Origin of the sequence: Jannaschia sp. GRR-S6-38 (genome assembly GCF_029853695.1) — a bacterium.
Taxonomy (GTDB): domain Bacteria; phylum Pseudomonadota; class Alphaproteobacteria; order Rhodobacterales; family Rhodobacteraceae; genus Jannaschia; species Jannaschia ovalis.
On record NZ_CP122537.1, the window covers coordinates 3,113,449 to 3,126,720 of the forward strand.

Annotated in this window: 12 protein-coding genes; 3 read left to right on the plus strand and 9 right to left on the minus strand. The window is 71.1% G+C overall.

The window, feature by feature from the left end:
* The first annotated feature begins 107 nt into the window (after positions 1–107).
* Positions 108–1,637: a trimethylamine methyltransferase family protein gene (locus P8627_RS16035; RefSeq protein ID WP_279965255.1), complete on the plus strand. Its 1,530-nt coding sequence runs from the start codon at positions 108–110 to the stop codon at positions 1,635–1,637.
* Here P8627_RS16035 and P8627_RS16040 read toward each other — a convergent pair.
* Complete coding sequence (locus tag P8627_RS16040) at positions 1,592–1,921, minus strand: DUF6477 family protein (protein WP_279965256.1); 330 nt, start codon at positions 1,919–1,921, stop codon at positions 1,592–1,594. The genes P8627_RS16035 and P8627_RS16040 overlap by 46 nt on opposite strands.
* 207 nt (positions 1,922–2,128) lie before the next feature.
* Between P8627_RS16040 and P8627_RS16045 the strand changes: the two genes are divergently transcribed.
* Positions 2,129–3,232 carry a DUF6456 domain-containing protein gene (locus P8627_RS16045; protein ID WP_279965257.1) on the plus strand — a complete coding sequence of 368 codons (1,104 nt, stop codon included), beginning with the start codon at positions 2,129–2,131 and terminating at the stop codon, positions 3,230–3,232.
* Between the two features lie 73 nt (positions 3,233–3,305).
* Here P8627_RS16045 and gltA read toward each other — a convergent pair whose 3' ends face one another.
* Complete coding sequence (gene gltA, locus P8627_RS16050) at positions 3,306–4,601, minus strand: citrate synthase (RefSeq protein ID WP_279965258.1); 1,296 nt, start codon at positions 4,599–4,601, stop codon at positions 3,306–3,308.
* Between the two features lie 81 nt (positions 4,602–4,682).
* Complete coding sequence (gltX, locus tag P8627_RS16055; RefSeq protein WP_279965259.1) at positions 4,683–6,080, minus strand: glutamate--tRNA ligase; 1,398 nt, start codon at positions 6,078–6,080, stop codon at positions 4,683–4,685.
* 124 nt (positions 6,081–6,204) lie between these two features.
* On the opposite strand from gltX, the gene P8627_RS16060 reads away from it, so the two are divergent.
* Positions 6,205–8,262, plus strand: coding sequence for a ComEC/Rec2 family competence protein (locus P8627_RS16060; RefSeq protein ID WP_279965260.1), 2,058 nt, complete (start codon positions 6,205–6,207; stop codon positions 8,260–8,262).
* A 7-nt stretch (positions 8,263–8,269) separates the two neighbouring features.
* Here P8627_RS16060 and lexA read toward each other — a convergent pair whose 3' ends face one another.
* From lexA to P8627_RS16090, 6 genes are all read right to left on the minus strand, one after another.
* On the minus strand, positions 8,270–8,962 hold the full coding sequence (gene lexA / locus P8627_RS16065; RefSeq protein ID WP_279965261.1) for a transcriptional repressor LexA: 693 nt from the start codon (positions 8,960–8,962) through the stop codon (positions 8,270–8,272).
* A 119-nt stretch (positions 8,963–9,081) separates the two neighbouring features.
* Positions 9,082–10,257 carry a molybdopterin molybdotransferase MoeA gene (locus P8627_RS16070; RefSeq protein ID WP_279965262.1) on the minus strand — a complete coding sequence of 392 codons (1,176 nt, stop codon included), beginning with the start codon at positions 10,255–10,257 and terminating at the stop codon, positions 9,082–9,084.
* On the minus strand, positions 10,254–10,733 hold the full coding sequence (gene moaC / locus P8627_RS16075; protein WP_279965263.1) for a cyclic pyranopterin monophosphate synthase MoaC: 480 nt from the start codon (positions 10,731–10,733) through the stop codon (positions 10,254–10,256). The genes P8627_RS16070 and moaC overlap by 4 nt, the downstream gene beginning before the upstream one ends.
* A complete protein-coding gene (trpC, locus tag P8627_RS16080) occupies positions 10,730–11,542 on the minus strand; it encodes an indole-3-glycerol phosphate synthase TrpC (RefSeq protein WP_279965264.1) in 813 nt (270 codons plus the stop codon). Before trpC ends, moaC begins: the two co-directional genes overlap by 4 nt.
* Positions 11,539–12,558 carry an anthranilate phosphoribosyltransferase gene (trpD, locus tag P8627_RS16085; RefSeq protein ID WP_279965265.1) on the minus strand — a complete coding sequence of 340 codons (1,020 nt, stop codon included), beginning with the start codon at positions 12,556–12,558 and terminating at the stop codon, positions 11,539–11,541. Before trpD ends, trpC begins: the two co-directional genes overlap by 4 nt.
* A complete protein-coding gene (locus P8627_RS16090; protein WP_279965266.1) occupies positions 12,555–13,148 on the minus strand; it encodes an anthranilate synthase component II in 594 nt (197 codons plus the stop codon). The genes trpD and P8627_RS16090 overlap by 4 nt, the downstream gene beginning before the upstream one ends.
* Positions 13,149–13,272 lie beyond the last annotated feature (124 nt).

Genomic DNA, 13,272 nt, shown 5'->3' on the forward strand with positions numbered 1-13,272 from the left:
GTCAACGCCGCGCCGCCGTGTCGCCTTTCGCCCGCGCAGGGCGCAAATCGGCGGCGCGGGCCCGGGCACGCGGGCTATCCGCAGGTCAGGGACGACGGAGGATGGGAATGGTCGAGGGCACGCGCAGGAAACGCGGTGGCGGCGGCGCCGCGCGCCGGGCCGAGCGGACGAGCGGCAAGATCGTCACCGCCGGGACCATCACGCGGCAAATCCCCGATTACGAGCTCCTCTCGGCGGAGGCGCTGGAGATCATCGAGCGGAATGCCGAGACGGTGCTGGAGGAGGTCGGCGTCGCCTTCGTCGAGAACCCCGCGGCGCTGCAACGCTGGCGCGAGGCGGGCGCGGATGTGCGCGGCGAGATCGTCCACATCCCCCGCGGGCTCGCGCGCAAGCTCTGTGCGACGGCGCCTGCGAACTTCACCCAGATCGCCCGCAATTCCGAGCGCAACGTCGAGATCGGGGGCCGCAACCTCGTGCTGGCGCCGATCTACGGCCCGCCCTTCGTGCGCGACGCCGGCGGGCGCCGCTACGCCACGATGGAAGACTTCGAGATCTTCGTGAAGCTGGGCCACATGTCGCCCTGGCTGCACCATTCCGGCGGCACCGTCTGCGAGCCCACGGATATCCCCGTCGCGACGCGCCACCTGGACATGCTGACCGCGCATATGACGCTGACCGACAAGCCCTTCATGGGCTCGGTGACGGAGCCCAGCCGCGCGCGCGATTCCGTCGAGATGACGGATATCCTGTTCGGCGGGCTTCGGGATCGCACGGCGCTGATCAGCCTGATCAACATCAACTCGCCGCTGACCTTCGACTCGATCATGATGGGCGCGCTCGAGGAATACGCGACCGCCAACCAGGCCTGCATCATCTCGCCCTTCATCGTGGGCGGGGCGATGGCGCCGGTCTCGGTCACGGGGACGCTGACGCAGGTGCTGGCCGAGGTGATGGCGGGCGTGGCCTACAGCCAGTTGGTCCGGCCCGGCGCGCCGGTGATCTTCGGCGCCTTCGTCACCTCGATCGACATGAATTCGGGCGCGCCCACCTTCGGCACGCCCGAGGCGGCGCAGATCACCTACGGCGCGGGACAGCTGGCGCGGCGAATGGGGCTGCCCTACCGGTCGGGTGGATCCTTCTGCGGCTCGAAGCTGCCCGACGCGCAGGCGGCCTACGAAACGGCGAATTCGCTGAACGCGGGTCTTCTGGCGGGCGTGAACTTCATGCTGCATGCCTGCGGCTGGCTGGAGGGCGGTCTGGTGGCGGATTTCGAGAAATTCGTCATGGATGCCGACCAGCTCGGGATCCTGCACAAGATGGCCGCGGGCGTGGATCACGGCACCGAGGCGCAGGCTTTGGACGCGATCCGCGAGGTGGGCCCGGGCGGGCATTACCTGGGCTGTGAGCACACGCAGGCGCATTTCAAAGCCGCCTTCTGGCGGTCCGGCCTTTTCGACTACAAGCCCTTCGAGACCTGGCTGGAGGAGGGCGCGCGCGACACCCGCGCGCTGGCGCAGGCGAAGATGGCGAAGATGCTGGCCGATTACGAGGCGCCGCCGCTGGACCCGGCGATCCGCGAGGCGCTGGCCGATTACGTGGCGCGCCGCAAGGCGGGGCTCGACGGCGTCGCGGCCTGAGGCTTCTCCGCCTTGAGGCTGCGCGCCTCGGCCATCAGCGCGATCATGATATCCACATGCCGGGCGGCCGAGTAGTTCTTGTCGCAGGTGACGCGCCGCTTCTCCAGCGCGGCCTCGAGCGGCAGCAGCTTGGCGAGCGCGGCGCGCGCATCGACCGGGATGGCGATCCGCAGCATCCGGCGCAGGTCGCGCCGGCGCTGATAGGCGGATTGGCCGCGGACCGCAGCCTCGATGAGCAGGCGAGGACGCCGCAAGCGGTTCACGTCGCTGATGAGATCGCACATGGGGCTGGCCTCCGCCGATGAAAATCACGGGGTCCAGTCTGCGCCGCGGAGGCGGCCTGTTGCGCCTTGTCGCGGAGCGGCGAACGCTGCCGGCGAGGCGTTTACATCTTGGAAACAATTCTGTCTGGCGGACATTACAATTAACGGCTTGGTAACCAATCGCCGCGAGTCCTGACCGGGTTTTCCACAGCCCGTATCGAGGCCTTTATGGTGTCCCCGCCCGCCCCTTCCGCGCAGAGCGATCGGTTGCCCGAATGGGTGCCCGACGCGGCCCGCGTCTACCTGCAGCACACCTATGCCGGGCGGCCGCTGCGCCATGTCGCAAGCGAGGTCGGCTGCGCCGCCTCGACCGTTCTGCGCCAGGTGCGCCAGATCGAGCGGCGGCGCGATGATCCGCTGGTCGACGACGCGCTCGACCTGCTGGCCCGGGCCGCTGGAGGCGCCGCCGCACACACCCATCCCCGAAAGGACGACAGCCAGATGTCAGCCATCCCCGACCGCGCTTCCCTGATCGACGACGACACGCTGACACGCGAGGCGCGCCGCGTGCTGCGCCGCCTCTGCGAGTCGGGCGCGTTTCTCGCGGTCGGCCAGGAGATGCCGCAGGCGGTGGTTCTTCGGGACACGGACGGAACGCCGACGCGGATCGCGACCCTGCCCAAGGCGGTGGCGCAGGCCTTCGTGCTGAAGGACTGGGTGTCCTGCTTCAAGGTCGGCCGCGTCACGCGCTACCGCATCACCGAGGCCGGGCGCGCGGCGCTGCGCCGGCTGCTCGACGCCGATCTCGCCCGCAAGGTCGAGGCGCGCGGCATGTCCGAAAGTCCCAGCCCCTTCCTGACCCAGCATATGGAGATGGGCGAGCGGGTCCTGCCCGAAGGCGAGGGCGAGTCCCTGCGCGTGAACCTGGCCGAGTCGCCGCTGGGCGCGCTGGCGCGCAAGCGCGACCGGGACGGCAAGCCGTTCCTGTCGATGGATCTCGTCGTGGCGGGCGAACGGCTGCGGGAGGATTTCGAGCGGGCGCAGATGGGCCCCCGGGTCGGCCAGAACTGGGAGCGGTTCCTGACGGCGGGCGGGCGCGGCGAGATGGCGGCGGGTGATCCTCTGGCCGGGCCCGAGGATGCCCGCGCCCGCGTCTCCGAGGCGTTGCGCGCTCTCGGGCCGGGGCTTGCCGATGTGGTGCTGCGGGTGTGCTGTTTCCTCGAAGGCCTGGAGGCCGCGGAGAAGCGCATGGGCTGGGCCGCCCGGTCGGGCAAGATCGTGCTGCGGATCGCGCTGCAGCGTCTCCGGATGCATTACGACGGTCTGCGCTGACCCGGGCCCGGGCGCGCAGCAAAAGGGCCCGGATCGCGGGACTCGGGCCTTTCGCTGTCTCGAGTGCGCCCGTTCAGCGCTTGGCAACGGGGACGTAATCGCGCTGCGTCGGCCCGGTATAGAGCTGGCGCGGGCGGCCGATCTTCAGCGCCGGGTCCGACAGCTGCTCCTTCCACTGCGAGATCCAGCCGACGGTGCGCGACAGCGCGAAGATCGGCGTGAACATCGAGGTCGGGAAGCCCATCGCCTCGAGGATGATGCCCGAGTAGAAATCGACGTTCGGGAACAGCTTCTTCTCGGCGAAATACGGATCGTCGAGCGCCTGCTTCTCCAGCTCCTTGGCGACCTGGAGCGTGGGGTTGTTCTCGATCCCCAGAAGCTCCAGCACCTCGTCGGCGGATTGCTTCATCACCTTCGCGCGCGGGTCGAAGTTCTTGTAGACCCGGTGCCCGAAGCCCATCAGGCGGAACGGATCGTTCTTGTCCTTGGCGCGGGCGATGAATTCGGGGATGCGGTCGACCGTCCCGATCTCGCGCAGCATCTCGAGGCAGGCCTGGTTGGCGCCGCCGTGCGCCGGGCCCCAGAGACAGGCGATGCCGGCGGCGATGCAGGCGAAGGGGTTCGCGCCCGAAGAGGACGCCAGCCGCACCGTTGAGGTCGAGGCGTTCTGCTCGTGATCGGCATGCAGCGTGAAGATCCGGTCCATCGCGCGAGCGAGGATCGGGTCCGGATTGTACTGCTCGGCGGGGACCGAGAAGCACATGTTGAGGAAATTGGCCGCGTAATCGAGATCGTTGCGCGGATACACGAAGGGCTGGCCGATCGAGTACTTGTAGGCCATCGCCGCGATGGTGGGCATCTTGGCGATCAGGCGGAAGGACGCGACCTCGCGCTGCCAGGGATCGTTGATGTCCGTGCTGTCGTGGTAGAAGGCCGACATCGCGCCGACCACGCCCACCATCGTCGCCATCGGATGCGCATCGCGACGGAAGCCGCGGAAGAAATTGTGCATCTGCTCGTGGATCATCGTGTGGCGCGTGACCGTCGTCTCGAAGGTCTCGAGCTGCTCGGCCGAGGGCAGCTCGCCGTAGAGCAGAAGGTAGCAGACTTCGAGGTAATGGGACTCGGCGGCGAGCTGGTCGATCGGATAGCCGCGGTGCAGCAAGACGCCCTCGGCGCCGTCGATGAAGGTGATCGCGCTTTCGCATGCGGCGGTCGAGGTGAAGCCGGGATCGTAGGTGAACACCCCCGCGGAGCCATAGAGCTTCTGGATGTCGATCACGTCGGGCCCTTCGGAGGGCGAATGGATCGGCAGGTCGTAGCTTTCGCCGTCAAGCGTCAGGGTCGCGGTCTTGGGGGTGTCGGCCATGTCAGTCCTTCCGGTCGGGTGGAAGCGGGTATCCGCAACCTGTTGATCTGGCGGTGGAACCCCGCCTTTCCAGTCTCTTCGTCAGGCCGCGGTGGCGGCATCGGAAATCCGCGCGAGGGTCTCGTCGCGACCCAGCACGAGCATCATGTCGAAGACACTGGGGGTTGCCGTGCGACCGGCCAGAGCGGCGCGCAGGGGCGCGGCCAGCTTGCCCAGGCCGATACCGTGCGCCTGGGCCAGATCGCCCACGACACCCTCCAGCGCGTCGCGGGTCCAGCTAGCATTTCGCAGGTGCGGCGTCAATTCGGACAGTATGCCACGGGATACCGCGTCCAGCGCCTTCTCCGCCTTCTCGTCGGGACGGATCGGACGGTCGGCCAGGGCGAAGGCCGCGCGGTCGATCAGCTGGGGCAGGGTGCGGGCCGCGTCCTTCACGAGCGGGATGGCCGGGCGCAGCCGCGCGGCGTCGATCGGGGCCCGCCCGGTCCGCGCCGCCCAGTCGGCCACGGCGGCGAGGATCGCGTCATCCGCCATTACGCTCAGATGCTGGCCGGAGAGGTTTTCGAGCTTCTTGAGATCCAGCCGCGCCGGGGCCTTGCCGATCCCGTCGAGGTCGAACCAGTCGCGCGCCTGCGCGTCGGTGAAGAACTCGTCATCGCCATGGCTCCAGCCCAGCCGGGTCAGGTAGTTGCGCAGCGCGGGGGCGGGGATGCCCATCTCGGCGTATTCGCCCACGCCCGTCGCGCCGTGGCGCTTCGACAGCTTCTTGCCGTCGGCGCCGTGGATCAGCGGGATATGCGCCCAGACCGGCTGCTCCCAGCCCATCGCGTCGTAGATCTGCGCCTGCCGTGCGGCGTTGTTGAGGTGGTCGTCGCCGCGGATCACATGGGTCACGCCCATGTCGTGATCGTCGACCACCACGGCCAGCATGTAGGTCGGCGTGCCGTCGGAGCGCAGCAGCACCATGTCGTCGAGCTGGTCGTTGCGGAAGGTGACGCGGCCCTGCACCCTGTCCTCGATCACGGTCTCGCCGTCGCGGGGCGCCTTCAGCCGGATTGCGAAGGGGCCGTCGGGGGCGTCCGCCGGATCGGCGTCGCGCCACGGGCTGAGATAGAGGGTCGAGCGGCCCTCGGCGCGCGCGGCCTCGCGGAAGGCCTCGATCTCCTCCTGGCTGGCCCAGCAGCGATAGGCGTGGCCCGCCTCCAGCATCTCGCGCGCCACCGCGGCATGGCGGTCGGCATTCGCGGCCTGGCTGACCGCCTCGCCGTCCCAGTCGAGCCCGAGCCAGCCCAGCCCGTCGAAGATCGCCTGCGTCGCCGCTTCGGTCGAGCGCGCCCGGTCCGTGTCCTCGATCCGCAACAGGAACCGGCCGCCGCGCCCGCGGGCATAGAGCCAGTTGAACAGCGCCGTGCGCGCGCCGCCGATATGCAGATAGCCCGTGGGCGACGGCGCGAAGCGGGTGACGACGGGTCGGGTCATGGGGATCGGAACCTCGTGGTGGCAGGCGGGGCATGCGGGCGGCGGGCCCGGTGAATTAACGGTTTGTAAACCCTGGGCGGGCCAGCATCGCCGCGTTCTAGCAGCCCATCGGGGGAGGGCAAGGATGCAGCCCGCCGCCACCGTCGGGGCGCCCGCGGAGGCGGGGTTCGGCGCCCGGATCGCCTTGGCCTGCCAGGATCTCCGGGGCCACCGCCTGCCCTGGCTCGCGACCGTCTTCGCCTGCGGGATCGGGGCCTATTTCGCCCTTCCGGCCGAGCCCGGCGGCGCGGCCCGTCTGGCGGTGGTGCTTGCAGCCGCAGCACTCCTCACGCTGGCGTGGCGCGGCCGGGCCGGCGCGGGGTTCCTGCCGCTCTGCTGCGCCGTCTTCCTGCTGGGCGGTCTGGCGGCGCAGACGCGGACGCAGCTCGTCGCGGGGCCGGTTCTCGACTTCCGGTATTACGGCGCGGTGGAAGGCCGGGTGCGCGCGATCGATCGCTCGGCCTCCGGCGCGGTGCGGCTGACGCTGGACCGCGTGCGGCTGGACCGCGTGTCGCAGGCCGAGACGCCCCGGCGCGTGCGGATTTCGCTCCATGGCGGGGCCGAGGTGCCGCCGATGCCGGGCCAGCGCATCATGACGACGGCGCATCTGTCGCCGCCGGCCGGGCCGACCGAGCCGGGCGGGTTCGATTTCCAGCGCCACGCCTGGTTCCTGAAGTTGGGCGCGCTCGGCTATTCGCGGGTGCCGCTGTTGCAGGCGGCGGAGGCCGAGACCGGCTGGGCCACGCGCGTCGCGTCCATCCGGCAGGCGATCGGCGACGGGCTGCGGGCGCGCCTGCCGGGCCAGCCGGGCGCGGTGGCGGCGGCGATCACCACGGGCGATCGCAGCGCGCTGTCCGAGGCGGTGGTCGCCGACCTGCGCGCCTCCAATCTCGCGCATCTGCTGGCGATCTCCGGGCTGCATATGGGCCTGCTGGTGGGTTTCGTCTTCTGGACCGTGCGCGGCGGTCTGGCGCTGATCCCGCCGCTCGCGCTGCGCTATCCGACGCGGCAATGGGCGGCGGGCGTCGCGCTGCCCTTCGCCCTGGCCTACCTGTTCCTGTCGGGCGGCGGGATCGCGACGCAGCGCGCCTTCGTGATGGCCGCCGTCATGCTGGGCGCGGTGCTGCTGGGCCAGCGCGCGCTGTCGCTGCGCAGCGTGGCCATCGCGGCGCTGATCGTGCTGGCCTGGCGGCCCGAGGCGCTGACGGGGCCGGGGTTCCAGATGTCCTTCGCCGCGACCGGCGCGCTGGTGCTGGCCTTCCGCCGGATCTCGGCGCTCGATCTGGGCGGCTGGACCCGCGGCTGGCGCGGCGCGGTGCTGGCGCTGCTCGTCTCCTCGATCGTGGCGGGCGCGGCCACCGCGCCCTTCGCGGCGGCGCATTTCAACCGGCTGGGCCAGTTCGGCGTGCTGGCGAACCTGCTGGCGGTCCCGATGATGGGCACGGTGGTGATGCCGCTTCTGCTCGTGGCGATGCTGCTTTGGCCGCTGGGCCTCGAAGGATGGGCGCTGGCGCTGGCGGGGCTGGGAATCGAGTGGATCCTGGGCGTCGCGGCCTGGGTCGCGGCCCTGCCGGAGGCCGTCCGGCCCGTGGTCGCACCGGGGGCGGCGGTCCTGCCGCTCATCGGGCTGGGGATGGCGATCGTGGGCTGCGCGCGCGGCCGGGGCCGGGCCCTGGGCGTCGCCGTCTTCGCCTGCGGGCTGGCGGGCTGGGCCGTGACAGTGCGGCCCGCGGTCCTGATCGCGGAAGATGCGCGGCTGGTGGGCCTCGCCGGGGCGGAGGGGCGCTGGCTCAGCCGCGAGAGCGGGGCCGGCTTCACCGCCGAGGCCTGGCTGGAGAATGACGGCGACGCGGCGGCGCAGCCCCTGGCCGCGGCCCGGGCCCGTCCCGGTGATCCCGACCTGCCGCGCCTTCACGTGGCGCGCGGCAAGCGCGACCTGCCCGACCGCGCGGCCGATTGCGCGACGCTCGGCGGCTGGCTGATCACGCCGAACCCGCCCGAGGCGCCGGTCGCGGGATGCCGCGTCCTCGACGCGGAGGCCCTGCGGGCGACGGGAACGATCGCGCTCTACCCGGGCAAGGATGGCTGGTGGGAGATCTCAGCGCGGGACCGGCAGGGCGCGCGGCCCTGGGTTCCGCGCTGAGACCGCGTCAGTAGCTGCGGATCAGGCCGACCAGACGACCCTGCACGCGGATCTGATCCTCGCGCAGAAGCCGCGTCTCGTAGGCCGGGTTGGCGGCCTCCAGCGCGATCATGCCGTTCTGGCGGCGGTAGCGCTTGAGCGTCGCCTCGTGCCCTTCGACCAGGGCCACGATGATGTCGCCATTGTCGGCGGCGTCCTGTTCGCGGATCACGACCACGTCGCCGTCATTGATGCCCGCGTCGATCATCGAGTCGCCGCGCACCTCGAGCGCGTAATGCTCGCCGCCGCGATCCAGCATCTGGCCGGGCACGGCCACGTGGTTCTCGACTTCGCTGATCGCCTCGATCGGGACACCGGCGGCGATGCGGCCCATCAGCGGCAGCTCGATCGCGTCGACCTGGACCGTCCGCGCGGTGGCGGGCGCGCGCGGCGCAGGGCCGTCACCCTCGATCACGCGGGGCACGAACCCGCCCGACGCGGCGAGGTCCTCGGGCAGGCGGATGATCTCGATCGCGCGGGCGCGATGGGCGAGGCGGCGGATGAAGCCGCGCTCCTCGAGAGCGGTGATGAGGCGATGGATGCCGGACTTGGAGCGCAGGTCCAGCGCGTCCTTCATCTCGTCGAAGGAGGGCGGGACACCATCGCGCTGCACGCGCTTGTGGATGAAGGCCAGAAGGTCCCGCTGCTTGCGCGTGAGCATGTCTATCTCCTTGTGCCGTCGAGGCAATGCGCTTTCGTTCTAGGAAGGTTCCGGTTTTGTGTCAACCGGACGTTCGCGCTTCGTGCCCGGGCTGGGCGGCCCCCGGCCGGTGGGCGGCGTCAGGCGGGCAGGGGGATCGTGCGGACGATATCGTCCTCGGGCCGCGCGGCGTCCCCGGGCGGGCGGAGCACCAGCCGGTCGCTGGCGGCCAGCACCGAGAGCAGCGCGCTGTCCTGCCGCTCCGCGACGCGGCAGCGCCCGTCGGGCAGGCGCAGGGCGCGCATGTAGTGCTCCCGCGGGCCGTTGGCCGGGATCGGTGCGGCGAGCGGCAGGGTTTCGATGGGGAGCGTGGGGTCTTCGCCCAGCATCTTGCGGACCATCGGCAACACGAAGATCACGCCGCAAACCATTGCCGAGACCGGATTTCCGGGAAGGCCGACCAGCGCCGCCGCGCCCAGCCGACCGGCCAAGAGGGGCTTGCCGGGGCGCATCGCGACCCTGTGGAAGGCAAGCTCCATCCCGGCGGCCCCGGCGGCGCCGGCGACGAGGTCGTGATCCCCGACCGAGGCGCCGCCGATGGTGAGCACGAGATCCGCGCCCGCCGCCATATCCAGCGCGGCGGCGAGGCTTTCGCCGGTGTCGCGCGCCATCGGAAGAAGGCGCGGGCTTGCACCGGCGGCGCGCAGCATAGCGGCCAGGCCGTAGCCGTTCGAAGCGACGATCTCGCCCGGCCGCAGCGCGGTGCCGGGCGCGCGGAGCTCGTCCCCGGTCATCAGGATCGCCACCTCGGGCGCGCGTCGCACGGAGAGATCGGCGTGGCCCATCGCGGCGGCCAGCGCGACGTCGCGGCTGTTGAGCCGGCGGGGATGCAGCGCGAAGCCCGCCTCGAAATCCGAGGCGGCGGCGCGGATATGGGTGGCGTCGCCGGGATCGGCGGTGACGGTGATGCGGTCACCGTCGCGCGCGACGTCCTCTTGGATCAGGACGCGGGTCGCGCCCGGCGGCAGGGGCGCGCCGGTGAAGATGCGCACGGCCTGACCGGGGCCGCAGCCGCCCGCGAAGGCATGACCCGCGGCCGCCTCGCCGATGACCGTAAAGGCGTCGTCGGGCGCGACGGTGTCGGCCGCGACGGCGTAGCCATCCATGGCGGAGGCCGGGAAGGGCGGCTGGTCGTGGCGCGCGCGGATCGGCTCGGCCAGGACCCGACCGCCGGCCCGGGCCAGCGGAACGGCTTCGACTGGCATCGCGCGGACCAGCGCCAGCAGCGCCTCGGTCGCAGCGGCGACCGAGATCACGGCGCCGTCCAGTCGCCCGACTTGCCGCCGGTTTTCGACAGCAGGCGAATGCCGCCGATCTCCATGTCCTTCTGCACGGCCTTGGCCATGTCGTAGACGGTCAGGCAGGCGATCGAGATCGCGGTCAGCGCCTCCATCTCCACGCCCGTAGGGCCGCGCGTGGCGACTGTGGCGGTCAGGCGCAGGCCGGGAAGGTCGGGATCGGGCGCGATGTCGATGGCGAGCTTCGACAGGGGCAGCGGGTGGCAGAGCGGGATCAGCTCGGCCGTGCGCTTGCCGCCCATGATGCCGGCGAGGCGCGCGGTGCCGATCACGTCGCCCTTCTTCGCCGTACCCGATGTCACGATTTCAAGCGTTTGCGGGGACATCTTCACCCAACCTTCGGCCACCGCGACGCGGTCCGTGTCGGGCTTGGCGGTGACGTCGACCATATGGGCCGCGCCGGTCTCGTCGAAATGGCTGAGCTTGCCGCTCATCTCTGCGCGACCAGCGGGTTGGCCAGCAGCGTCCGGGTGGCCTGGGCGACATCCTCCTGCCGCATCAGGCTTTCGCCCACGAGGAAGCAGCGCGCGCCGTGGCGGGCCATGTCGGCAAGGTCCGCGGGCGTGTTCAGCCCGGACTCGGACACCAGCAGCCGCGCCTCGGAGGCCCGGCGGGCGAGGTCGCGGGTCGTCTGAAGATCGGTAGCGAAGGTGTTGAGATCGCGGTTGTTGATCCCCAGAAGCGGCGATTTGAGCGCGTCGGCGCGCTCCAGTTCCGCGCGGTCGTGGACTTCGATCAGCGCGTCCATGCCCCAGTCGCGGGCGGCGGCCTCCAGTTCGGCGGCCTGCGCATCCGAGACGCTGGCCATGATGATGAGGATACAGTCGGCGCCCAGCGCCCGGCTCTCGGCCACCTGCCACGGGTCGTAGAGGAAATCCTTGCGCAGCACGGGGAGATCCACGGCCGCGCGGGCGTCGACGAGGAACTGGTCGTCGCCTTGGAAGCTGGGCCCGTCGGTCAGGACCGACAGGCAGGCCGCGCCGCCCTCGGCATAGGCGCGCGCGATGGCGGGCGGGTCGAAATCGGCGCGGATCAGTCCCTTGGACGGGCTGGCCTTCTTGACCTCGGCGATCAGCCCGTAGCCGGTGATCGACGCCTGGTGCAGCGCGTCGGCGAAGGGGCGCACGGAGGGCGCGGCGCGCGCGGCATCCTCGATCGCGGCCTGGTCGCGGGCGGCCTTGCGCTCGGCCAGTTCGTCGAGCTTGTAGGCCTTGATGCGTTCGAGAATGGTCGGTTCGCTCACGATGCGGCCTCGCTTGTGAATTTCGCGAGGGCCTCGACTTTCGCGCCGGCGGCTCCGCTGTCGATGGATTGCGCGGCCATGGCCACGCCCTCGGGCAGGCTCGCCGCGCGGCCCGCAACCACCAGCGCGGCGGCGGCGTTCAGGAGCACCGCGTCGCGATAGGCGCCGGGCGCGCCCTCCATCAGCGCGCGGAAGGCGCGGGCATTGGCCTCGGGCTCGCCGCCGAGAATGGCCTCGAAGGGATGCGTGGGCAGGCCCGCATCGTCGGGCGTGATCATGCGCTCCGTGACCTCGCCATGGGCCAGTTCGGCCACCTGCGTGGGGCCGGCGATCGAGATCTCGTCGGTGCCGTCCGCGCCGTGGACGATCCAGGCCGCGTCGGAGCCCAGCGCGCCCAGCACCTCGGCCATCGGGCGGATCAGGTGCGGCGCATAAGCGCCGGTGAGCTGGCGGCGCACGCCGGCGGGATTGGTGAGCGGGCCGAGGATGTTGAAGACCGTGCGCGTCCCGAGCTCGCTGCGCACGGGCATGACGTGGCGCGTGGCGGGGTGGTGCATCGGCGCCATCATGAAGCAGATGCCGCAGTGTTCCAAAGCCTTTTCCGCGACTTGCGCGGAGATGTTCACCTCGATTCCCATCTGGGTCAGCACGTCGGCCGCCCCCGATTTCGAGCTGAGATTGCGGTTGCCGTGCTTGGCCACCGGCACGCCTGCGCCCGCGACCACGAAGGCCGTGGCGGTCGAGATGTTGAGCGTGCCCTTGCCGTCGCCGCCGGTGCCGACGATGTCCATCGCGTCCTCGGGGGCGGCCACGCGGTTCATCCGCGCGCGCATCGCGGCCGCCGCGGCGGCGATCTCGTCGATGGTCTCGCCGCGGGTGCGCAGCGCCATCAGGAAGCCGCCGATCTGCGCGGGCGTCGCGGCGCCGTCGAAGAAGGTGGCGAAGGCGGCCTCGGCCTCGGCGCGGGTCAGGGCGCGGTCGGGCACCGCGTCGAGCAGCGGTTTGAGATCGGTCATGCCGCGGCCGGTCGGCTGTCGGGCATCAGGTCGAGGAAGTTCTTCAGCACGGCATGCCCATGTTCCGAGGCGATGCTCTCCGGGTGGAACTGCACGCCGTGGATTGGCAGGTCGCGGTGGCGCAGCCCCATGATCGTCCCGTCGGCGAGCTGCGCGTTGACGACCAGCGCATTGGGCAGCCCCTCGCGATCAACGATCAGCGAGTGGTAGCGGGTGGCGTCGAAGGCCGCGGGCAGGCCCGCGAAAACGCCGGTGCCGTCGTTCTGCATCCGCCCCAGCTTGCCATGCACGATCTCGGCCGCGCGCGTGACGGTGCCGCCGAAGGCCTGGCCGATGGCCTGGTGCCCGAGGCAGACGCCCATCAGCGGCGTGCGCGTCTCGGCGCAGGCCTCGACCATTGCGAGGCAGATGCCGGCCTGGTCCGGATCGCAGGGACCCGGCGACAGGAGCACGCCCGCCGGGTTCAGCGCCATCGCCTGCTGCACGTCGATTGCGTCGTTGCGGACCACGCGCACCTCGGCCCCCTGCTCGGCCACGTAATGCACGAGGTTCCAGGTGAAGCTGTCATAGTTGTCGATCAGCAGGAGCACGCCGTTTCCTTTCCCGGCCGGGGGCGCGGGGGGTAGGATTGGGCCACGCGCGCGGTATACATGCCCAAGGCCCGGGGGCAGGGTCAAGGCGCGTTCCGGCGCGCGGGACACGGGCAGAGGGTTG

Excerpts from the sequence above, each read along its gene's own strand:
- P8627_RS16035 (WP_279965255.1), top strand. The coding sequence starts at position 108 with ATGGTCGAGGGCACGCGCAGGAAACGCGGTGGCGGCGGCGCCGCGCGC.
- P8627_RS16040 (WP_279965256.1), bottom strand. The coding sequence starts at position 1,921 with ATGTGCGATCTCATCAGCGACGTGAACCGCTTGCGGCGTCCTCGCCTG.
- P8627_RS16045 (WP_279965257.1), top strand. The coding sequence starts at position 2,129 with ATGGTGTCCCCGCCCGCCCCTTCCGCGCAGAGCGATCGGTTGCCCGAA.
- gltA (WP_279965258.1), bottom strand. The coding sequence starts at position 4,601 with ATGGCCGACACCCCCAAGACCGCGACCCTGACGCTTGACGGCGAAAGC.
- gltX (WP_279965259.1), bottom strand. The coding sequence starts at position 6,080 with ATGACCCGACCCGTCGTCACCCGCTTCGCGCCGTCGCCCACGGGCTAT.
- P8627_RS16060 (WP_279965260.1), top strand. The coding sequence starts at position 6,205 with ATGCAGCCCGCCGCCACCGTCGGGGCGCCCGCGGAGGCGGGGTTCGGC.
- lexA (WP_279965261.1), bottom strand. The coding sequence starts at position 8,962 with ATGCTCACGCGCAAGCAGCGGGACCTTCTGGCCTTCATCCACAAGCGC.
- moaC (WP_279965263.1), bottom strand. The coding sequence starts at position 10,733 with ATGAGCGGCAAGCTCAGCCATTTCGACGAGACCGGCGCGGCCCATATG.
- trpD (WP_279965265.1), bottom strand. The coding sequence starts at position 12,558 with ATGACCGATCTCAAACCGCTGCTCGACGCGGTGCCCGACCGCGCCCTG.